This window comes from Kineococcus sp. R86509, assembly GCF_042466365.1.
In the GTDB taxonomy this organism is placed as follows: Bacteria; Actinomycetota; Actinomycetes; order Actinomycetales; family Kineococcaceae; genus Kineococcus.
Map to the genome: position 1 here is coordinate 4,851,801 of NZ_JAXHCE010000001.1, position 19,448 is coordinate 4,871,248.

The window sequence follows — 19,448 nt, forward strand, 5'->3', positions numbered from 1 at the left end:
CCGAACGCCCGAACCGCCGATGAACCCGGTGGAGGCGTCAGGTGGGCGCCAGGTGAAGGTGGGCGGTTGTGATGGCGGGTTCCCCGCGCAAGGGTGGTTCCCTGACCTCTGGCATCGTCGGGGCGGCAGGGTGCATGGGCGTGGTGGCCCTCGCCCTCGGGGTGACCGGGGCGGTGACCGCGCAGGGACAGGCCGACCAGTTCCAGCGGTTGCGTGACGACGCGCTCGTCCGTCTGGACACCGTCCACTCCGTGGAACTGCTCAACGAGCAGGTCAGCACGCTCGCCCTGAGCGTCCAGTTCCTGCCCGGCGCCTCGACGTTGGCCCCGGACCTGCAGACGGCCACCACCGACCGCGCCGCCGCGGTGACGAAGCTCCAGGGACTCACCAGCGGCTCCGACGCCGAACTGTCCGCCGACCTCGCGACCCAGCTGTCGACGATGACGACGCAGGGCGGTGCGCTCCTCACCGCGAAGGACGACGCGAGCCGTGCGGCGGCGGCGGCGGCCTACAACACCGCGCAGACGGCGTTCCGCAAGGACGCCAAGGTGCTGCTCGAGCACGCCTCCGCCTCCGTCGAGGCCGTCGTGACCGAGAGCCAGCACCGGGCCCGTACCGCGTTGCTGACCACCCTGCTTCTGCTCGCGGGCGGGTTCGCCGTCTGCATCGCCGTCACGGCGCGCGTCGTGCGCCGGGTGCGCGGTGACGCCAACCGGATCGCTGCGGTCGCCGAGGCCCTGGACCAGGGCGACCTGACCGTCTCCTCCGGCATCGAGCGGGGCGACGAGCTCGGTCGCATGGCCGCCGCCCTCGACCACGCCATCGCCCGGCTGCGTCAGGAGTTCTCCTCCGTCGCCGCCGGCGCCGAGAGCCTGGGACGTTCCTCGCGGGCCCTGGCCCAGGCGTCGTCGGAATCCGCCGTGGCCTCCGACCGGGCCGGGTCCGAGGTGCGCTCGGTCTCGGGTGACATCTCCTCGGTGTCGACGAACCTGCAGGCCGTCTCGGCCGGTTCCGAGCAGATGGGTGCGGCGATCCGCGAGATCTCCGCCTCCGCCGCTGAGGCCACCGGCGTTGCGGCGCACGCGGTCCAGGTCGCCGAGGACACCACCGCGACCGTCGCCCGGCTCGGGGAGAGTTCCGCGGAGATCGGCAACGTCGTGAAGGTCATCACCGCGATCGCGGAGCAGACCAACCTGCTGGCGCTCAACGCGACGATCGAGGCGGCCCGGGCGGGGGAGATGGGCAAGGGGTTCGCCGTCGTCGCCGGTGAGGTCAAGGAACTCGCCCAGCAGACGGCCCGCGCGACGGAGGACATCTCCAAGCGGGTCGCGACGATCCAGTCCGACACGACCGGTGCGGTGACCGCGATCTCCTCGATCAGCGAGGTCATCGCGCGCATCAACGACCTGCAGACGACCATCGCGTCCGCGGTGGAGGAGCAGACCGCGACGACGTCGGAGATGTCGCGTTCCATCGGTGACGCCGCCCACGGCGCGGAGCGCATCACCTCCGGCATCGACGGGGTGTCGGCGGCGACGGACGCCACGGACCGCTCGGTCGTCGCGACCCGGACCGCCGCCGACGAGGTGTCGGGCGTGTCCGAGCAGCTCCGCGCGCTGGTGGGCCGTTTCCGCCTCTGAGTCGAGGTCGAGTACGACGCCCGCGCACAGCGAGTCGAGAAGTACCCATCGATTCGCAGTGTGCGGGCTTTTGCGTTCTCGAGCGGCTGCTTGAGTAGGGTGGGGCGATGCTTGAGCAGGCGGGGAACGGAGGAGACGTGGCCATTGACAACGGCCGTGGTCACATCAGGCAACTTTGGGTATCCAACTTTCGCAGCCTCGGCGATAACGTGCATGTTCGTCTCACGCCGCTGACAGCCCTCGTAGGCATCAACGGCTCAGGTAAGAGCAACATTCTGGACGCATTGCGTTTTGTGCGTGATGCCTTGACCGATGGGCTTGACGTCGCGGTGGCCCGCCGGCTCGGGATCGAGCGTTTGCGACGCGTCGCGACGTATTCGCGCCCAAGAAATTTGTCCGTCGACGTGGAAGTCGTGGTCGATGGACAGTCGAGTACTTACGGCTTCTCCCTCGCGGCCTCGACAGGGGGAACGTATCGGGTGGCACGTGAGTACCTGTCCCAGTGGGACGCGGCCGGCGTAGAGACACCGATCTTCGAGGTGTCCAAAGGGCGGGCTGTACGGGTGCCGGCGGGCCTTGATCCTGCGGTGGTCGCTGACGAGCTCATCATGCCGAGCATCTCCGCACATCAGCAGGTTCGCGGTGTCATCGACGCTCTCCGCCAGGTGCGAGTTCACAGCATCTTCCCTCGGGAGCTTGCGAGTCCTCAGCCTGTCGGGAAGACGCCGCCCATGGACGACAACGGCAGCAACTGGGCTGCCGTCATCCGGTCGTTGAGTGCTGAGCGGCATGATCAACTCGTGTCGGCCCTGAGTCGGGTCTTACCTGATGTCGTCGACCTCAAAGTTGTGACTTCTGGCGGCTTCGACACGGTTGAGTTCGTACATGAAGTCGCTCCGGGTCGCCTGCGGAGGTTCAACGCCGCTCAGGAGAGTGACGGGACTCTTCGCATCGCATCGCTCTTGACCGCGCTGCTGCAAAACGATCGTCCATCCTTGATCGGAGTCGAGGAGCCGGAGTTGACGATCAATCCCGGATTGTTGCCGCTTCTCATGGACTTCCTGAGAGAGGCGGCCATGAGTACGCCGGTCGTTGTCACCAGCCACAGCCCTGAGTTGCTCGACCTGGTTGAGGCTGATGAAGTGCGCGTTGTCGAGCGACACGACCTGGTGACGTCTGTATCTGCTCTTGGACTTGGCGAGCAGGATCTGATCCGTCGGCAGTTGCTCGGGCCAGGCGGCTTGTTGCGAGCGGGTGGCCTGCGTGGATCATCGCCGGCTGGGGTAGCGATCGATGATCTGGACGACGTCGTCGTCATCGGTCCCCCCGCATGAGCGGTGAACTGATCGTGACCGTCGAAGGGCACGGCGAGGTGGCTGCGGCCGCCAGTCTGGTGTCCCGGGTCCTGAAGGCTCAGGGCAGCGCAGCCGTGTTTCCCTCGGTTCCGACACCTGTCCGGTTCAAGATCGACGCGCCAGGGCAACTGGAGACTGCTTGCGAATACGCCAGATCGAAGCGACCTGCCGGCTTGCTCATCACGAGCGACTGGGAGGATGGGGAGCCCTGTCACGACGCTCCGAGATTGGCTGCGCGTATCCGCGGCCTGGACCTGCCGTTTCCTGCGGCCATCGTCTTGTTCTTCCGGGAGTACGAGACACTGGCGATCTCCGTGGCCGACAAGCTTTCCGGTAAGGAATTGCAGGTGGCCAAGACTCGACCGGTGACCCTGGCTGACGCCAAGCCTCTTCCTGACCCCGAAGTGCCCAGGGACGCGAAGGGGTGGGTCGGAAAGAATCTCATGGGTGGTCGAAGCTACAAACCCACCCTCCACCAGTTGCCTTTGACGCGTCTCATGCAACCGGCGGACCTGCGGGCGGCTGACCTCCCCTCGTTCCGTCGCCTGGAGCGGGCGCTGAACCACTTGGTCAGGCACGCTCAAGCCGGTACCTCTGGCGTCTACCCTCCTCGTGAACAAGCCTGATGCGACAGATCGACCTGGAAGACCTCACCGATCCGCAGCACACGGGCTTCCTGCGTGACTACACCCACCTCAAGGACGTGCAGCTGCGCGCGCGCCGTGAACCGGCGGAGGGGTTGTTCCTCGCCGAGGGCGTCGAGGTGATCCGCCGGGCGCTGGCTGCGGGACACGTGCCGCGCTCGTTCCTGCTCTCGCAGGCCCGCTACTCCGACCTCGTGAACGTGCTGCCGGAGGACGCGACGGTGTTCGTGGCCCCCGTCGAGGCGTTCGCCGAGCTGACCGGGGTGGACCTGCACCGCGGGGCCATCGCGTCCATGCAACGGCCCCCGGTCCGGTCGGTGGCTTCCCTGCTGGCGTCCCTGCCGCCCGGGCCGTCGCGGCTCGTGGTGCTCGAGGACATCGTCGACCACACCAACATCGGCGCGATCTTCCGGTCCGTGGCCGCGTTCGGCGTCGACGGGGTGGTCGTCAGCCCGCGCTGCGCCGACCCGTTGTATCGGCGCAGCGTGCGGGTGTCGATGGGCACCGTCCTGCACCTGCCGTGGGCCCGGGCCGGTTCCTGGCCGGGGGACCTGGCGCTGCTGCGCGGGGCGGGGTTCACCGTCGCGGCGCTGGCGCTGTCGGACGACTCCGTCGACCTCGGCTCCTTCGCCGCGCCGGACCGGTTGGCGTTGCTGCTGGGGACGGAGGGCGACGGGCTGAGCCGGCGGGCGGTGTCCGGGGCCGACCTGGTGGTGCGGATCCCGATGGACCCGCGGGTGGACAGCCTCAACGTGGCGGCCGCGAGCGCGGTGGCGTTGTGGGAGACGCGGCGGTCGTAGACCCCCTTCCGGCTTGCCCCATATCCTGAGCAGGTGAGCCTCGGTGTGCCTCAGCTCGGCGTCTCGGTCGACGCCTGGCTCAGTGCGCCCTTCGGCTTCCTGGAGATGGTCGAGGTCGTCGACGGAGCGTTCGTGATCAAGAAGGTCGGCGGCAATCCCCACCACTTCATCGCCACCAGTCTGCTGATCGAGTTCGAGCGGCAGTGGGGGGTCGTGGCGACGGCGCCCGGCAACTGGGCCGTCGAGCTCGCCCCCGACGGCAGCGTGGTCCGGGGGAGGATCCCGGACGTCCTCGTCGACGGCGACGAACTGCGGTCGGTCGACGTGTACGTCGGTGTCCCGGCTGCGGCCGTCGAGGTCTGGTCTCCCGGGAACACCCTGCGAGAGATGAACGAGAAGCGGGGGGAGTACCGCGAAGCCGGTCTGCCCGTTCTCCTCGAGGCTTTCCTGAGCGACTCCGGCGATGTCCACCTCAGCTGGATGGTGAACGTCGGATCGCACTGGTCGACGGTGGTGGCCAGCGAGGGTGAGTCGCCCCTGGTCGTCCCCGCGCGGCCGGGTGGTCACGCCGCCTTCTCCGTCGTGCCGAACGCCCTGTTGCGTCGCCGCTGATCCACCCCGCGTAGCGTGACGCGGATGCATGTCGCCGTCCTCGGGTCCGGAGCGTGGGGGACGACCGTCGCCGGGATCCTCGCGACTAACGCCACCAGCGTGGGGTTGTGGTGCCGGCGGCCGGAACTCGCCGAGCGGATCCGCAGGTCGGGGGCCAACCAGGAGTACCTGCCGGGGATCGCGCTGTCCCCCCGGATCCGGGCGAGTTCCTCCGTCGCCGAGGTCGTCGCCGGGGCGTCGTTGGTGGTGCTGGCGGTTCCGTTGCAGCAGTTGCGGTCCTGGCTCCTCGAGTGGCTCCCGGAGTTGCCCCGGGTTCCCGTCGTGAACCTCGCCAAGGGCGTCGAGACGGCGACCGGGTTGTTCGGTTCCGAGGTCGTCGCCGACGTCCTGGACCCGGTGCACGTCCTGGCGTTGTCCGGTCCGAACCTGGCCCTCGAGATCGCCCGCGGGCAACCCGCCGCGACGGTCGTGGCCTGCGCCGATCCGGCCGTCGCAGCGCGGGTGGCCGGCTGGTGCAGCACACCCGCCTTCCACGCCCACCCGCTGACCGACGTCATCGGTGTCGACGTGGCGGGCGCGTTCAAGAACGTCGTCGCGCTGGCCGTCGGGATGGTCGAGGGGGCCGGGCTGGGCGCGAACGCTCGGGCCGCGGTGACGACATTGGGGTTGACCGAGACCGCGTCGCTGGGGAGTCGCTTGGGTGGGCGGTTGGAGACGTTCCTGGGACTGGCCGGCGCCGGGGACCTGGTGGCGACCAGCACGTCGACGTTGTCCCGCAACCACCGGGTGGGCGTCGCGTTGGGGCAGGGTCTGCCGCTGGCGGAGGCAGTGGGGCGGGCCGGCGGGACCGCCGAGGGGGTGGCCACGGCGCCCGCGCTGCTGCGGCGCGACCCGGACCTGCCGTTCGTGCGGGACGTGGTGGCGGTGCTGGAGGGTCGGCGGTCACCGGTGGAGACGGTGTCCCGGTTGTTGTCGGTGAGTTAGCCGCCACAGCGCCGGCCACGCGACCGGCCGGTAGGGGGCGGGAGCCCGCAGTGTCGTGCCGCACCCGCCCGGGAGGTCAAGGACCCCGTGGTCGAGGGTCATGCCCGCAGCGCGCCACGTCCACGTGCGGGCGTCCTCGTCGACGGCGAGGACGGTGAAGGGGATCTTCAGCGGACCCGAGCGGACGGTGCCGGTGACCCCGGTGGCGATGCGGTCCGCTGACGCGGTCACCGAGGTGATCTGCGGGGACCAGGTCGGCCAGCGTTCGATCCGGGCGTAGTCCTCCCAGACGTCCGCGGCCGACCTCGGCCCCCGCACGATCACCGGGCGGGTAGCGCGATGTCCAGGACCTCGGCGTTCGGCAGCGCGGCGAGGTCGGACCCGCGGACGACGAGCTTCGACGTCCGCACCCCGGAGCCGATGAGGACCCAGTCGCGGGCCGCGACGGCGGAATCGACCAGGACGCGCCAGTCGCCGGGTAGGCCGAGCGGCGTGATGCCGCCGTACTCCATGCCCGACTCCTCGACGGCGCGGTCCACGGGGAGGAACGACGCCTTGCGGACGTCGAGGAGCCGCTTGACCGCGCCGTTCACATCGGCGCGGGTGGTCGCGAGGACCACGCACGCCGCGACCCGCTCCGCCCCGTCGCGCTTGCCGGCGACGACGACGCAGTTCGCGGACCCGTCGAGGGGGACGTGCGCCGCGTCGACGAGGGCCTGGGTGTCGGCGAGGTCCGGGTCGATGCTGAGCGCCCACGAACCCTCGGGGAGGGCCGTCCGGACGGCGTCCAGCACGAGGTCGGCGTTCTCCCCGGCCGGCACGAGCTCGAGGTCCCCGGCGACGCGCTGAGCCTCCGCCGGGACGCTCACCGGGAGTAGACCGGGCTGAGCGTCGCGCGGGCCAGGACGTGACCGAGGGACATGAAGGCCGCGACGGTCGGCGTCGCACCCTCCGGAAGGCCGAGGCTCTCGACGTCGAGAGCGTGCACGGCGAAGACGTAGCGGTGCGGGTGGTCACCGGGCGGGGGAGCGGCGCCGGTGAAGTCGGCGGTACCCATGTCGTTCTTGAGCACGGTCGCCCCCTGCGGAGCGGGTTGCGAGCCCGCGCCGGTGGGCAGGCTCGTCACGGAGAGTGGCACGTCGACGATCGTCCAGTGCCAGAAGCCGGCCGGGGTCGGAGCGTCCGGGTCGAAGCAGTTGACCAGGAAGCTCTTGGTGCCGTCCGGGAAACCGTCCCAGTCCAGCTGCGGCGAGACGTTGCCGCTCGCGTGCTGCTCGTCCAGCTGCGTGCCCGACGTGACGTCGGAGGAGTGCAGGGCGAAGCTGGGGATGGAGGGGAGCAGGGAGTACGGCTCCGGGGCGATCGGTCGTTCGAGGTTCATGGCACGACTCTACGAGGCGGGCCGGTTTCGGCTCGTCGGCTCCACGGTGTCGATGACCGACACCGTGGAGGCAACGACCCGTTGCGGAGCGGTGCTCAGGCCGCGGGCGGCGTGAGCGGTGCGTCGAGCGGGCTGTCGTCCGTCCCGTACTGCAGGGTCTGCAGCGCCTTGTGGGACTTGGGGTTGACCACGATCGGGGCGAACAGGTTGATCGTCGCCTTCTCCATGCCCATGGCCATGTTCACGATGGTGAGGATGGCGCCGTCACCCTCGGACTCGATGTCCAGGGCCTGAGCCGTCTCGTCGTTGATGATCACGTCGTAGTCGGGGTAGAACGGCGTGGGGTCGGCGAGCACCAGCCGGAGGCTGGGGTCCGACGTCGACTGCATGGTGTAGAACATGCCGTCGTCGTCGAGGGCGTCGAGCTCGAACGTCGTGTTCTTGTCGAACCCCATGAGGGGTGCGACGAACTCGATCTTGGGCTTGGTGTCGGAAGCGATGCTCACAACGGATCCCTTCATCTGTCAGGTCCCCGGGCTCGGATCCCGGGCGTCGCCTGGTCGCCGCGAGTACTCCTGGCGGCGTCTCGACCACTACCGACAGTAGCGGAGAAGTTGCAATCCGTCTCGGTGTCCGTGGCGTCCGGAAACGCAGGAACGCCCCGCCGGAGAACCGGCGGGGCGTTCGTGCATCCGTGCAGCTCAGCCGACCAGGAGGGGTGCCCGCAGCGGGAGGTCGGTTCCCACGAGAACGGCCTGCGCGGCCTGCATCGTGCGGTGGTTGATCACGATGGGAGCGAGCAGGTTGACCGTCGCCCTGGCCGGGTCGTCCCCGACGTTCACCACGTTCAGGACCGCAGCCTCCGTGGCGTCCCGCAGATCGAGTTTCGCGACCGTGTCGTCGTCGATCTCCGGGGCGTAGCCCGGGAAGAACTTCCCCGGGACGACGACCACGAGCCGGACGCCCGTGCCGTCAGCGGCACGCAACGAGTACAACGTTCCCTCCTCGTCCAACGGGACGAGGTGGAAGGCGGTGTGATCGGCAAAACCCATGATGGGCGAGACGAACTCGATCGTGGGGGCGTTCACGGGCGCGTCGGTCATGAGGGTCACTCTAGGAACTCCGGGGGACGAGGGTCGGTTGAAACGTTCTCGCACTGCGGTGTGGAGTCCGCCGCGTCAGCGGAGGAAGTCGAGCAGCGTGGTCTGGACCGACTTCGCGGTCACCTGCAGGGCCGCCTGGTAGGCGACCTGCTGCTGGGTGAACTCGAGGTACGCCTTGGCCGGGTCGACGCCCTGGACGTCGTCCAGCTGCGCGGTCAGGTACTGCAGCTGGTTGGTGTTGACGTCCTCGGCGTGGTCGAGCTGGTTGGTCCGGGCGCCGATGACCGCCGTCGCGTTGGTCGCCAGGTTGATCCGGCTGTCGATCGTCGACAGTGTCACGGTGCTGCTGTTGACGTTGCCGGCGGCGATGTCGGTCGCGAGCTGGTCGAGCTCGGCGAAGAGCGTCGATCCACCGGCGGTCTGCGCTCCGTACACCGCGTTGCCGGAGGCGTTCACCGTCATGTTGGTGCCGGCGGAGATGGTGCGGATGACCGCACCCCCGTCGTCGTTGGAGGCGTAGGTGGTGGGGTCGAAGGCCGTGGTGGTGGCCGACGTGCCCGCGAAGACCGCGCGGCCCTGGTACTGGGTGTTCGCGTCACCCATGACGGTCTTCTTGATCTCGGAGATCTGAGCGGCGATGGCCTTGAGGCCGTTGGAGTCGAGACTGCCGTTGGCGGCCTGGACGGTCAGGTCCCGGACCTTCTGCAGGGCGTCCGTGGTGCTCTGCAGCGCAGGTTCCTGCGTCGTCATCCAACCGCGGGCTTCGGTGAGGTTGCGACCGTTCTCGGTGTTGACCGCGATCTGGTCGTTCAGGCGCAGCGCCGCGGCGGCACGCACGGAGTCGTCGGAGCCCTTGGAGAGCGAGGTCCCGCTGGTGATCTGTTCCTGCAGCTTCGCGGTCCGGGCCTGCGTGTTCTGCAGGTTGGTGAGGGCGTTGGTGGCGATGCTGCGTTGGGTCACTCGGCCGAGCATGGTGGTGTCTCCCGTCAGTCAGTGGTGTCAGCGGACCATGTTGAGGAGCGCGTCGAGCGCCTCGTCCATGGTGGTGAGGACCTTGGCCGCTGCGGAGTACGCGTGCTGGTAGGCGACGAGGTTGGTCATCTCCTCGTCGAGGTTGACGCCGGAGACCCCGTCGCGGACCGCGCCGGACTTCAACGACACCTGCGATGCCAGATCGGCACGGTTCGACGCGGACTGAGTGGACGCCGCGAGGTTCGTGACGTTGGTGCGCCAGTTCGACTTCACGTCGGCGAACGTGGAGGAGACGGCCTTGGCGTAGACGCGGTCGGCGGAGCCGGCGCCGGTGGTGGCGGTGCTGTCCCGGAAGGTCGTCGTGTTGACGCCCACGGCCAGCTGGGAGGCGGGGATGGCGGCACCGGCCGTGGCGCTGGTGTCGGCGTTCTTGAAGAACTGGCCGCCGTAGGCCGCGTTGACCTTGGTCGCCAGGGTGTCGGCGAAGGTGTCGAGGTTGGCCTTCTGGGCGACGAGCGTCTTGTTCGCGCCGTCGAGGGTCGCCTTCAGCGAACCCGCGACCGGGCCGGCGGTCTGGCCGCCGATGGACGCCACCAGCTGGTTGCCGATGTCGGCCTTGCTCACGGCGGCGCCGGTGCTGTCGGTGGCGTTGACCTCGAGCTCGTAGGAGAAGTCACCGGTGACGATCGTCGCGTTGCCGACGAAGACGTCCACGGTGCCGTTGTCCCGGTTCACGACGCGCGACCCCGTCAGGTCGGACAACTGGTTCAGGAACTGGTCCCGCTGGTCCATCAGCTCGTTCGCGGAGGCCCCGGTGCCCAGGGTCTCGCGGATCGAGGTGTTCAGCTTCGCGATGTTCGTGGCGATCGTGTTCGCCTGCGAGACCTGGGTCTGGGCCTGGAGACCCAGCTGGTCGTACTGGTCCTGGAGCTGGTCGTCCATGCCGCCCAGCTGCTCGACGACGGTCTGGCTGCGGGTGATGACCAGCGACTGAGCACTGGCCAGGCCGTCGGTGCCGCTCTTGGACGCGAGGTCGTTCCAGGCCGAGGACAGGTCGGCGAGGTTCTGGCTCAGCCCGGACGCACCGGTGTCGCCCAGCGCGTTCTCGACGCCGGACCAGACGGTGCTGGCGGTCGCCTGTTCCTTGGCGGCGGCCGAGTCCTGGCGGGCCGTCGCTGTGGCGAGCGCGTCGTTGATGCGGGTGATCCCGTTGACGACGACGCCGTCGCCCGGGATGTTCTTCTGCGAGAACTGGCCGGTCTGGTTCAGGATGCTCGCGGACTGGTCCACCCGCTGGCGGGAGTACCCGTCGGTGTTGACGTTCGCGATGTTCTGACCGGTGGTCTCCATGCCCAGCTGGGCGGCGGAGAGGGCGCGGCGGGCCGTGTTGATGCCGGAGAAGGTGCTCATCGTCAGGGGTCCTTTCAGAGGGCTTCGTCGACGAAGTGGGCGCGGGATCCGCCGGCCGACGCGGCCGTGTTCTTGCCCCGGGCGGTGTAGGTGTCGAGGGGCTGGTCCAGCCCGAGCAGGGTCTCGCGCAGCGCACGGGAACCGGCGTTGAGGAGGTCGCGGTTGGCGTCGGCCAGGTCCTGGATCTCCGCGGTCAGGGTGAGGAACGCGTCCCGGTGGGTGCGGAAGAGCTCGCTCCAGGGCTCGGGAGCCGCGTCCGCGATGGCGCCGAGGCTCGGACCGGGCTCGAGGCCCAGCTCCGCGGCGACGGTGTCGACCTCGACGGCACGCAGGACCTCCGTGGAGCGGATCTGCTCCATGACGAACTCGACCTCACGGGTCGCGTGCGCCAACCAGCGCGTCCGGCCGCTGGCCAGTACGAGCTGCTCCTCCTCCAGCTTGAACAGGAGCAGCTCCAGCAGCTCCCGCTCCTTCCAGAGGATGCCGGAGACCTCAGCGAGTCCCATGCGTGTCCTTCCCCGATGCCGTCAGTCAGTGGTGCTCAGGCCGTCCATCGGCGGGGGCTACCACGAGCTGAGGGGCCGGGAGGGGACAACCGGTGAGATCAGCGGCCGGTCTTCTTGATGAACTGGGCGTTCTTCGTCGGCTTGCGCAGGTAGTACGGTCTGCCGTCCTCGCGGGCGTTGCGCAGCTCCTGGTGCAGGACGCGCGACTCCTCCTCCATGGCGCGGTTCACGGCGGCCTGGTCGACGCCCATGGCCCGTTCGCCGGCGATGTGGTCGTTGCGGCCGATCTCGTGTTCCACCTCCAGGAAGTTCTTCGCGCAGAGCGCGTACAACGCCGTGACCCGTTCACCGTTCACGTCGGCGTAGTGATCGAGGTAGGACGGGGTGAGTCGACCCTTCTTGTACGCGAACTCCAGGTCCCGCACGACCTGCCACAGGGGCTTCACTCGATTCCCTCCAGCCACACGAACCACACGCGTCGCGCGAGTTGCCGCACAACGCCTTCTCAAAGCTTCGGCCCGTCGAACCGGGCTGCTGAACAGGGTTGCGCCGAACGGGGACGTTGTCACCCGGGTGGCGTTCAGGGGGACACCGTGTGATCACGGTGACCCGACCGGGGGAGCGCTGGATCCATCCGACGGGCGCTCAAGTCGGGAGGGGGTAGTTGCCGAGAAGGGGTGTGTGACCGCAGACACCGCCTTCGCCACCCGGGAGCTCCCCATGGTCGAGCTTTCTGCCGCTGAGCGCCACGCGCTCGTGGAGAAGAACCTGCCGCTCGTCGGCTACATCACCTCTGAGTTCATCGGTCGTCTGCCGTCGCACGTGAGCCGGGACGACCTCACCTCGGCCGGCCTCATGGCGCTGTTCCAGGCGTCCAAGGCCTACGACCCGAGCACCGGGGTCCCGTTCAACCGCTACGCGAACACCCGCATCCGCGGGGCGATCCTCGACGACCTGCGCGGGGCCGACTGGGCCTCGCGCGGTGTCCGCAGCCGTCAGCGCAAGCTCAGCCAGACCGAGGACAAGCTGACGACCGAGCTCGGCCGCACCCCGCGTCCCGCCGAGCTCGCGGCCTCCCTGGGGGTCTCCGAGAAGGAGCTCGCCGAGACCCGCGACGAGGCGCAGCGCTCGATGGTGCTGTCGATGCAGGGCTTCACCGCCGACGGTGCCTCCCTCGACGACCACCTCCCGACCCACACGCCCGGCCCGGAGCAGGAGCTGCTGCATCGCGAGCGGCTCGGCTACCTGCGTTCGGCGATCCTCGTCCTGCCTGAGCGTCTCAAGCACGTCATCGAGGGCTACTTCATCCAGGAGCGTCCGATGGCCGAGCTGGCCGAGGAGCTCGAGGTGTCGGAGTCGCGCATCTCGCAGATGCGCGCCGAGGCCCTGGTGCTGTTGCGTGACGGGATGAACACCCACCTGTCCCCGGAGATGGTCGCCAAGGTCGGCGGGTCCGGGGCTGCGGTGAAGCGCAAGGAGTCCTACTACGCAGCGGTCGGGACGCAGAGCGACTTCCGCTCGCGGCTGGCGCTGTCCAGCTTCGGCTCCTACGCGGCACCGGTGCGTCGTACGGCCTGAGAGGAAGACGTCTTACCTCTGAGCTAACCGACCGCTACTGTGAGTCACGTGGCAACGACGACGAGCACCCACGTGCCGACGGAGCAGCAGATGCTCCGCCGACTCCTCGGCGATCCGCGACTGACCTCCATCGTGGACATCGGTGCGAATCCCGTCGACGGCGCCCCGCCGTACCAGGACATGCTCGACGCCGGGCTGTGCACGGTCACGGGGTTCGAGCCGCAGGCGGACGCGCTCGCGGTGCTGCGAGCTCGCCAGGGAGAGCGCGAGACCTACCTCCCCCACGTGGTGGGGGACGGGCGCGACCACACGCTCCACGTGACGGTTGCGAGCGGCATGACGAGCCTGTTCCCGCCCGATCCCGTCCGGCTCCAGGTCTTCGAGGGCTTCGGTGACTGGGGCGTCGTCACCGACCGCCTCGACGTCGCGACGACCCGACTCGACGACGTCGAGGGACTGCCGGCCGTCGACTTCCTGAAGATCGACGTCCAGGGTGCGGAGCTGATGGTCTTCGAGGGCGGACGCGACCGCCTCGCCGAGACCGTCGTCATCCAGACCGAGGTCTCCTTCCTCCCCCTGTACGCGGGCCAACCGACGTTCGGTCAGATCGACGTCGAGCTGCGCCGGCAGGGCTTCGTCCCGCACGCTTTCGCCGCGGTCAAGCAGTGGCCCATCTCGCCCTTCCGGAGCCACACGCCCGGGACGCACCAGTTGCTCGAAGCCGACCTGGTGTACGTCAGGGACTTCGCGCGGACCGAGGAACTCTCGAGCGATCACCTGAAGCAGTTGTCGCTCGTCGCGCACCACGTCTACGGCTCGTCCGACCTCGTCGTGCGGTGCCTCCTGGGGCTCGTGGCCCGGGAGGAGCTCGCCATGGGCTCGGTCGTCGACTACCTCAAGACCGTCGAGGCGTGAGCGTGGAGCCAGATCGTGAGTGAGCGACCCTTCGTCAGCGCCTGCTACATCGTCAAGGACGAGGCGGAGGTCCTCCAGGCGTCCCTGGACGCGGTCCGACCCTTCGCGGACGAGGTCGTCGTCTACGACACCGGGAGCTCCGACGACACCGTGGCGATCGCCCGCGCCAGCGGCGCCCGGGTGGTGGAGGGTTTCTGGGACGACGACTTCGGAGCCGCGCGGAACCGCGCGCTGGAGCACTGCCGGGGCGTGTGGGTCCTCACCGTCGACGCCGACGAGGTCGTGCGGGGTGATCCTCGAGCCTGGCGGCGGGAACTCGAACGCAACCCCACCGCGGACGTCTTCCAGGTGACGCAGATCTCGCCGTCCTGGGACGGGGACTCGGTGACCATGGACACCCCCGCCCAGCGCGTTCTGCGTCGAGCCACCTGCCACTGGGTGGGGGCGTTGCACGAACAGGTCGTCGGGATCCGGGGCCAGGAGATCGAACGACGTTCCAGCGCCTTGGAACTCCTCCACAGCGGGTACAGCGCCGTCCGGCGCCAGGACAGGGACAAGGGGGACCGGAACCTCCGGATCGCCCGGCGGGAACTCAGCGAGGCGATCGCACGTGATGAGCAGCGCCTGGGTCGGTATCGCCTCAACGTCGGTCGCTCCGCGCAGTTCGCGGGCAGGGCGCGGGAGGCTCTCGATGCCTTCGAGGACTTGGAGCTCACGCAGCTCACACCGTCCGAGGCGGCGCACGGTGCGCACGCTGCGGTCGAGGTCGCCAGGGAACTCGGCGAGTCCGAGGTCGAGGAACGTTGGACGGCCCACCTGGAAGGCCTCGGTGAGGATCCCCGGGTCATGCGGTGGCTCAGGGCCCAGGCCAGCGGTCGCCAGCAGGACTGGCTGCGCACCCTGGAACTGATGGACGGTCTCGGCGACGCCGTGGACCTGCGGGGCATTCCCTTCTCGGTGGTGTCGACGGAGCCGTACCGCGCCGCCATCCTCTTCAACCTGGACCGCTTCGACGACGCTGCGGAACTGGTCCTGCGTCACCTCCGTCGTGGTTCTCTCGGTCTGCGCGCGGACGTGGTGCTGCGGATCGTCGCGGCCTCGCGGTTCCCGATCCGTGACCTCGTCGCTGCTGTTCCCGAGCCGTTGGTGGTCCCGGTGCTCGGTCAGCTCCGTGGGCTGCCCTTCCCGACGATCTCGGAGTTCCTGGACGAGATGTGGTCGGCCGACCGTGCGGTCGAGGCGGTGCTGCTCACCGCGGGTGAGTCGTGGCGGCAGCTGACCATCCACGACGCGCTGCGCTGGTCGCTGCGGTTGCGGGAGCGGGGGATGACGCAGCACTGCCCGCTGCGGCGACGCTTCGCCTCCGCCGAGGTCGACCTGACGGCTCGGATCGTCTGCGGTGTGGCTCTGGTCGAGGCGGGTGAGGACGTCTGGTCCGACCTCGAGGCCCTCCTGGCCGTCGTCCCCGACGCTGAGGTGGGCGCCGTGGTCGCACAGGTCGCACAGGTGTCGCCCCGTATCGCGTCCGCGCTCGAGCCGGCCTGAAACGGATGACAGTCAGCACTCTTCGTGGTTGGATCGTTACGTAGCGCATTCGCTCTCGTCGAGCTGCGTGCGTTCCGGTGGGCTGACCCCGACCGTTCTGTGCCTGGGGGGACTCCAGGTGGTCGAGGTGCGGGTGATCCAGAGTGTCACCCGTTTGCCACGCGGCGGACCGCTCAGGTGGGACGCCGACAGGCCGATGAATGAACTGTCAGGCCACGGACGGCAGACAGAAACACACTGATCCCATATCACGGAGGAATCGTCACCATGGGTCTTCGCATTCAGAACAACATCGCCGCGCTCAACAGCTACAACTCGGTGAACCGCACCGACAAGGCTGTCTCGTCCTCGCTGGCGAAGCTCTCTTCCGGTTACCGCATCAACAAGGCCGCCGACGACGCTGCCGGCCTGGTCGTCTCCGAGGGTCTGCGCTCGCAGATCGGTGGCCTCACCCAGGCCTCCCGCAACGCCCAGGACGGCGTCAACGTCGCCCAGACCGCTGACGGTGCGCTCTCCGAGTCCACCTCGATCTTGCAGCGCATGCGTGACCTCGCCGTCCAGGCCGCCAACTCCGGCTCGCAGGACACCAACGCCCAGGGTGCCGCGGACAGCGAGTTCCAGCAGCTGAGCAAGGAACTGGACCGCATCTCCAGCACCACCTCGTTCGGCAACCAGAAGCTGCTCGACGGCAGCTACAACGGGTCCTTCCAGATCGGCGCCTTCAACACCGCCAACGACCGCATCAACATCAACCTGCAGAGCGCGGTCTTCGGCAACCCGACCGCCGCGGTCGCCGGCACCTCCTCGGTCTTCACTGCCTCGGCTGTCGAGGGTTCGCACTCCATCGGCGACAAGATCACCGTGGGTGACGGCACCAACTCCGTCACGGTGACCCTGACCGCCGGTACGACGGACGCCGCCACGCTGGCGACGCAGCTCGGCACCGACGGTGGTGCTGCGTTCACCTCGAAGTTCACCGCGACCGCCACGGGTGGCAAGCTCGTCCTGACCGAAGCCACGGTCGGCAACCGTCCCTCGATCTCCGTGGCTACCGTCACGGCCGCCAACGTCCCCGGCTCCATCGCCGGTACGACCGTCGCGGGTACCGAGAACACCCCCGCCTCGGCGACCGGGTTCACCTCCCTCGGGCTGGGTCTGTCCACGTCCAGCCTGACCAGTGCCGGCAACGCTCAGACCGCGATCGCGAGCGTCGACGCCGCCCTGAAGGGCATCAGCACCGCCCGCGCCTCGATCGGTGCCATCCAGAACCGCTTCGAGCACGCGATCAACAACCTCTCGGTCTCGATCGAGAACATCACCGCCTCCGAGTCCGCGATCCGCGACACCGACATGGCTGCCGAGATGACCAAGTTCACCAAGAACCAGGTCCTCTCCCAGGCGGGCACGTCGATGCTCGCGCAGGCCAACTCCTCCTCGCAGAACATCCTCACCCTGCTGCGTGGCTGAGTCTGACTAACGAGGTCGGGTAGCTCCGGCTGACCCGACCTCATCAGGCGGGGGGCACCGCACGGCGGCGCCCCCCGCCTACACCCACTTGTGCAACCCTCGACAGAAGACAGGAGGGACAGTCATGTCGACCGTCTCATCTACGTCCAATGCCGTCGACGGACTGATCAGCGGGCTCGACACCACCAGCATCATCGCCAAGCTCTTGAGCGTGGACGCAGCGCCCCAGACGCAGCTGAAGTCGAACGTCAGCACTGCCCAGACGAAGGTGGCGGCCCTGCAAGGGGTCAACACCCGGATGTCGGCCCTGCAGACGGCGGCGCAGAACCTGACCAAGGCCGCGACCTGGACGGCGGCGAAGGCGACTTCGACGTCCGACGGCGTGGCGGTCTCTGCCAGTTCGACCGCGGTGCCCGGTTCGCTCAACGTGTTCGTGGACCAGTTGGCCTCCGGCCGATCCGTCATGACCCAGGCGGTCGCGACGACCGCAGGGGACGGTACGCCCGTCAACATCGCCCAGAAGCTCGGCTTCCCGCTGGACGTCACCGACAACCAGGGGAACCTGCTCGGTACCGTCGACCTCAGCAAGGGCTCGTTCGACGACGTCGCTGCGGCCATCAACAAGGCCAGCAGCACGCTCGGGATCCAGGCCGTCGCGGTGCGGGTGAGCGACGGGGTCTACCGGCTCCAGATCACCTCCACCAAGACGGGGGCGAGCGACGGGGACTTCCAGCTCGTCAGTCGCCCCGCCGATCCCTCCGCCGGAAACCTGCAGCTGACGAAGCTGTCGGACCCAGCGGACGCTCGGCTCTACATCACGGCGAACCCCGTGACCGATGCCAGTCAGATCGACGACTCGGCCGGTTCCTCGAACCCGGCCATCAAGGTCACCTCGTCCTCGAACTCGTTCAAGGACCTCATGTCCGGCGTCACGGCCACCGTGACGAAGACCGGCGGGGCCACCGTCTCGGTCGCCACCGACACCAGTGCCGTCGCCAGTTCGGTGCAGGCGCTGGTCGACGCGGCGAACGCGGCGCTCAGCCAGATCGCCACGACCACGAAGGCCGGTACCGTCGGCGGGGACGGCAGCAACGCCGGCGCCGGTGCGCTCAACGGGAACAGCACGCTCCGTTCCCTGAAGAACCAGATCCTGACCGCGGTGACCAGCGCTCTCGGGGGGACCGCCTCGGCGGCCACCTACGGGGTGCAGTCCACGCGTGAGGGCACGCTGTCCTTCGACTCGGGGGTCTTCTCCAAGGCCTACGCCGCGGACCCGAAGAAGACGCAGCAGCTCCTCGCCCCCACGAGCGTCGACTCCACGTCGTCGAGCGTCGGGATCGCGGAACGGCTGCTCGCGGTCGGGAAGGGAGCCACGGACAAGACGTCGGGGTCCCTGACGGGCGCGATCGCGGGCCAGAACAACACGATCACCGACCTCACGAAGCGGATCTCGGACTACGACCTCCGCCTCGCGGCCAAGAAGTCGTACTACCAGAAGTACTACTCGAACCTCGAGGTCGCCCTCGGGAAGTTGCAGAGCCAGTCCAGCTGGTTGTCCAGTCAGCTCTCGAGCCTGAGCTCCAGCCGCTGATCTGACGCAGGAGGCCGGTCACCGCGTGCAGCGGTGGCCGGCTTTCGCGTTCCCAGGATCCGCCCCCTCCCTCTGCTCCAGTTCGCGTGGTGAGTGCCGATGGAGCAGGCGATACCGGCTACCTCATGGAGGACCACCGCATGACCGCAACGACGTTCAGTGCCCGGAGTGCCAGCCGCTACCTCGGCGACAGCTTGAGCACCGCCAGTCCCGCGGCGCTCCTCGTGATGTTGTACGACCGGCTCGTGCTCGACCTGCAGCGGGCGGAGGACGCCCAGCGCGCCGGTGACCGCCAGACCGCCCACACCAACCTCGTGCACGCCCAGGCCATCGTGGCCGAACTCCAGACCAGCCTCGATGTCGAGGCGTGGGACGGCGGCCCGGGGCTCCTCGCCCTCTACACCTGGCTCATCCAGGAACTGGCCGTGGCCAACATCTCCGGGGACGCCGACAAGACGGCGGCCTGCCGGACGGTCACCGTCGAACCGCTGGCGGAGGCCTGGCGCACGGCTGCGCTGGAACACCTCAGCAGCGGGACCGGCACTCAGCCCGGGGTCGCGTGAGCACCACCAGCCCTTCCGTCGTCGAGGACGCGCAGGGCGCGGGTGGGCAGGAGGCGGCGCACCACTGGCGACTCGCCTGGGACTCCGCCTTGAAGGCGGTGGAACTCGACGTCCAGGACGCCGAGCGACTGATCTTCGACATGCACCACGCTGTCGACGAGCTCCCGGAACTCCCGGTGACGAAGGACTGGGTGGCTCCGGCTCTGCTGGGGCAGGTGCCCAGCGAGTTCGCCGACCGTGCGCGGGCGCTGCTGCAACGTCAGCTCGACGTGACGGAACGACTGGCCGAGGCGATGGTGTACGTCCGTTCCCAGCGTCGTGTGCTGGGGAAGTTCGACGAACCCGAGCGGCGACCGGTGTTCGTCGACGCGGCTCTCTAGAA

Annotated in this window: 22 protein-coding genes; 13 read left to right on the forward strand and 9 right to left on the reverse strand. The window is 68.8% G+C overall.

Annotation, left to right across the window (positions count from 1 at the left end):
- The first annotated feature begins 71 nt into the window (after window positions 1–71).
- The 6 genes from SJY07_RS23715 to SJY07_RS23740 all read left to right on the forward strand — a co-directional run bounded on the left by SJY07_RS23715 (window position 72) and on the right by SJY07_RS23740 (window position 6,035).
- On the forward strand, window positions 72–1,640 hold the full coding sequence (locus SJY07_RS23715) for a methyl-accepting chemotaxis protein (protein ID WP_380161775.1): 1,569 nt from the start codon (window positions 72–74) through the stop codon (window positions 1,638–1,640).
- Between the two features lie 107 nt (window positions 1,641–1,747).
- Entirely contained in the window at window positions 1,748–2,974 is a 1,227-nt protein-coding gene (locus SJY07_RS23720; RefSeq protein ID WP_380161776.1) for an AAA family ATPase, read from the forward strand.
- Window positions 2,971–3,621 (forward strand): hypothetical protein, encoded by a 651-nt coding sequence (locus SJY07_RS23725; RefSeq protein ID WP_380161777.1) that lies wholly within the window; start codon window positions 2,971–2,973, stop codon window positions 3,619–3,621. Before SJY07_RS23720 ends, SJY07_RS23725 begins: the two co-directional genes overlap by 4 nt.
- Entirely contained in the window at window positions 3,621–4,439 is an 819-nt protein-coding gene (locus SJY07_RS23730) for a TrmH family RNA methyltransferase (RefSeq protein WP_380161778.1), read from the forward strand. The genes SJY07_RS23725 and SJY07_RS23730 overlap by 1 nt, the downstream gene beginning before the upstream one ends.
- 33 nt (window positions 4,440–4,472) lie before the next feature.
- Window positions 4,473–5,051: a Uma2 family endonuclease gene (locus tag SJY07_RS23735; protein WP_380161779.1), complete on the forward strand. Its 579-nt coding sequence runs from the start codon at window positions 4,473–4,475 to the stop codon at window positions 5,049–5,051.
- Window positions 5,052–5,075: 24 nt separating this feature from the next.
- Entirely contained in the window at window positions 5,076–6,035 is a 960-nt protein-coding gene (locus tag SJY07_RS23740; RefSeq protein WP_328291758.1) for an NAD(P)H-dependent glycerol-3-phosphate dehydrogenase, read from the forward strand.
- Here the strand turns inward: SJY07_RS23740 and SJY07_RS23745 are convergent.
- From SJY07_RS23745 to SJY07_RS23785, 9 genes are all read right to left on the reverse strand, one after another.
- The gene (locus SJY07_RS23745) at window positions 5,994–6,353 is read right to left on the reverse strand and encodes an SRPBCC family protein (RefSeq protein WP_380161780.1); all 360 of its coding nucleotides are present in this window, start codon (window positions 6,351–6,353) and stop codon (window positions 5,994–5,996) included. The two genes, SJY07_RS23740 and SJY07_RS23745, sit on opposite strands and share 42 nt — an antisense overlap.
- Before the next feature lie 2 nt (window positions 6,354–6,355).
- Window positions 6,356–6,904: a YbaK/EbsC family protein gene (locus tag SJY07_RS23750; RefSeq protein WP_380161781.1), complete on the reverse strand. Its 549-nt coding sequence runs from the start codon at window positions 6,902–6,904 to the stop codon at window positions 6,356–6,358.
- Window positions 6,901–7,416: a YbhB/YbcL family Raf kinase inhibitor-like protein gene (locus tag SJY07_RS23755; protein ID WP_328291755.1), complete on the reverse strand. Its 516-nt coding sequence runs from the start codon at window positions 7,414–7,416 to the stop codon at window positions 6,901–6,903. The genes SJY07_RS23750 and SJY07_RS23755 overlap by 4 nt, the downstream gene beginning before the upstream one ends.
- A gap of 95 nt (window positions 7,417–7,511) precedes the next feature.
- On the reverse strand, window positions 7,512–7,922 hold the full coding sequence (locus tag SJY07_RS23760) for a flagellar assembly protein FliW (protein ID WP_380161782.1): 411 nt from the start codon (window positions 7,920–7,922) through the stop codon (window positions 7,512–7,514).
- 195 nt (window positions 7,923–8,117) lie between these two features.
- Window positions 8,118–8,519, reverse strand: a complete 402-nt coding sequence (locus SJY07_RS23765; protein ID WP_380161783.1) for a flagellar assembly protein FliW — start codon at window positions 8,517–8,519, stop codon at window positions 8,118–8,120.
- A gap of 75 nt (window positions 8,520–8,594) precedes the next feature.
- A complete protein-coding gene (flgL, locus tag SJY07_RS23770; protein WP_380161784.1) occupies window positions 8,595–9,479 on the reverse strand; it encodes a flagellar hook-associated protein FlgL in 885 nt (294 codons plus the stop codon).
- Between the two features lie 39 nt (window positions 9,480–9,518).
- The gene (gene flgK / locus SJY07_RS23775) at window positions 9,519–10,901 is read right to left on the reverse strand and encodes a flagellar hook-associated protein FlgK (RefSeq protein ID WP_380161785.1); all 1,383 of its coding nucleotides are present in this window, start codon (window positions 10,899–10,901) and stop codon (window positions 9,519–9,521) included.
- 14 nt (window positions 10,902–10,915) lie between these two features.
- On the reverse strand, window positions 10,916–11,407 hold the full coding sequence (flgN, locus tag SJY07_RS23780) for a flagellar export chaperone FlgN (RefSeq protein WP_380161786.1): 492 nt from the start codon (window positions 11,405–11,407) through the stop codon (window positions 10,916–10,918).
- Between the two features lie 98 nt (window positions 11,408–11,505).
- Window positions 11,506–11,853 carry a hypothetical protein gene (locus SJY07_RS23785; protein ID WP_380161787.1) on the reverse strand — a complete coding sequence of 116 codons (348 nt, stop codon included), beginning with the start codon at window positions 11,851–11,853 and terminating at the stop codon, window positions 11,506–11,508.
- A gap of 235 nt (window positions 11,854–12,088) precedes the next feature.
- Between SJY07_RS23785 and SJY07_RS23790 the strand changes: the two genes are divergently transcribed.
- The 7 genes from SJY07_RS23790 to SJY07_RS23820 all read left to right on the forward strand — a co-directional run bounded on the left by SJY07_RS23790 (window position 12,089) and on the right by SJY07_RS23820 (window position 19,446).
- On the forward strand, window positions 12,089–12,985 hold the full coding sequence (locus tag SJY07_RS23790) for a sigma-70 family RNA polymerase sigma factor (protein WP_380161788.1): 897 nt from the start codon (window positions 12,089–12,091) through the stop codon (window positions 12,983–12,985).
- 48 nt (window positions 12,986–13,033) lie between these two features.
- Window positions 13,034–13,900 carry an FkbM family methyltransferase gene (locus SJY07_RS23795; RefSeq protein ID WP_380161789.1) on the forward strand — a complete coding sequence of 289 codons (867 nt, stop codon included), beginning with the start codon at window positions 13,034–13,036 and terminating at the stop codon, window positions 13,898–13,900.
- Window positions 13,901–13,915: 15 nt separating this feature from the next.
- Entirely contained in the window at window positions 13,916–15,445 is a 1,530-nt protein-coding gene (locus SJY07_RS23800) for a glycosyltransferase (protein ID WP_380161790.1), read from the forward strand.
- A gap of 267 nt (window positions 15,446–15,712) precedes the next feature.
- Window positions 15,713–16,912 carry a flagellin gene (locus tag SJY07_RS23805; protein WP_380161791.1) on the forward strand — a complete coding sequence of 400 codons (1,200 nt, stop codon included), beginning with the start codon at window positions 15,713–15,715 and terminating at the stop codon, window positions 16,910–16,912.
- Window positions 16,913–17,036: 124 nt separating this feature from the next.
- Window positions 17,037–18,503: a flagellar filament capping protein FliD gene (gene fliD / locus SJY07_RS23810; protein ID WP_380161792.1), complete on the forward strand. Its 1,467-nt coding sequence runs from the start codon at window positions 17,037–17,039 to the stop codon at window positions 18,501–18,503.
- A gap of 140 nt (window positions 18,504–18,643) precedes the next feature.
- Window positions 18,644–19,066, forward strand: coding sequence for a flagellar export chaperone FliS (fliS, locus tag SJY07_RS23815; RefSeq protein WP_380161793.1), 423 nt, complete (start codon window positions 18,644–18,646; stop codon window positions 19,064–19,066).
- Window positions 19,063–19,446: a hypothetical protein gene (locus SJY07_RS23820; RefSeq protein WP_380161794.1), complete on the forward strand. Its 384-nt coding sequence runs from the start codon at window positions 19,063–19,065 to the stop codon at window positions 19,444–19,446. The genes fliS and SJY07_RS23820 overlap by 4 nt, the downstream gene beginning before the upstream one ends.
- Window positions 19,447–19,448 lie beyond the last annotated feature (2 nt).

Coding starts and splice junctions, on each gene's coding strand:
- flgK (WP_380161785.1), bottom strand. CDS start 10,901: ATGAGCACCTTCTCCGGCATCAACACGGCCCGCCGCGCCCTCTCCGCC.
- SJY07_RS23755 (WP_328291755.1), bottom strand. CDS start 7,416: ATGAACCTCGAACGACCGATCGCCCCGGAGCCGTACTCCCTGCTCCCC.
- SJY07_RS23730 (WP_380161778.1), top strand. CDS start 3,621: ATGCGACAGATCGACCTGGAAGACCTCACCGATCCGCAGCACACGGGC.
- flgN (WP_380161786.1), bottom strand. CDS start 11,407: ATGGGACTCGCTGAGGTCTCCGGCATCCTCTGGAAGGAGCGGGAGCTG.
- fliS (WP_380161793.1), top strand. CDS start 18,644: ATGACCGCAACGACGTTCAGTGCCCGGAGTGCCAGCCGCTACCTCGGC.
- SJY07_RS23740 (WP_328291758.1), top strand. CDS start 5,076: ATGCATGTCGCCGTCCTCGGGTCCGGAGCGTGGGGGACGACCGTCGCC.
- SJY07_RS23715 (WP_380161775.1), top strand. CDS start 72: ATGGCGGGTTCCCCGCGCAAGGGTGGTTCCCTGACCTCTGGCATCGTC.
- fliD (WP_380161792.1), top strand. CDS start 17,037: ATGTCGACCGTCTCATCTACGTCCAATGCCGTCGACGGACTGATCAGC.
- SJY07_RS23805 (WP_380161791.1), top strand. CDS start 15,713: ATGGGTCTTCGCATTCAGAACAACATCGCCGCGCTCAACAGCTACAAC.
- SJY07_RS23725 (WP_380161777.1), top strand. CDS start 2,971: ATGAGCGGTGAACTGATCGTGACCGTCGAAGGGCACGGCGAGGTGGCT.
- SJY07_RS23765 (WP_380161783.1), bottom strand. CDS start 8,519: ATGACCGACGCGCCCGTGAACGCCCCCACGATCGAGTTCGTCTCGCCC.
- SJY07_RS23720 (WP_380161776.1), top strand. CDS start 1,748: ATGCTTGAGCAGGCGGGGAACGGAGGAGACGTGGCCATTGACAACGGC.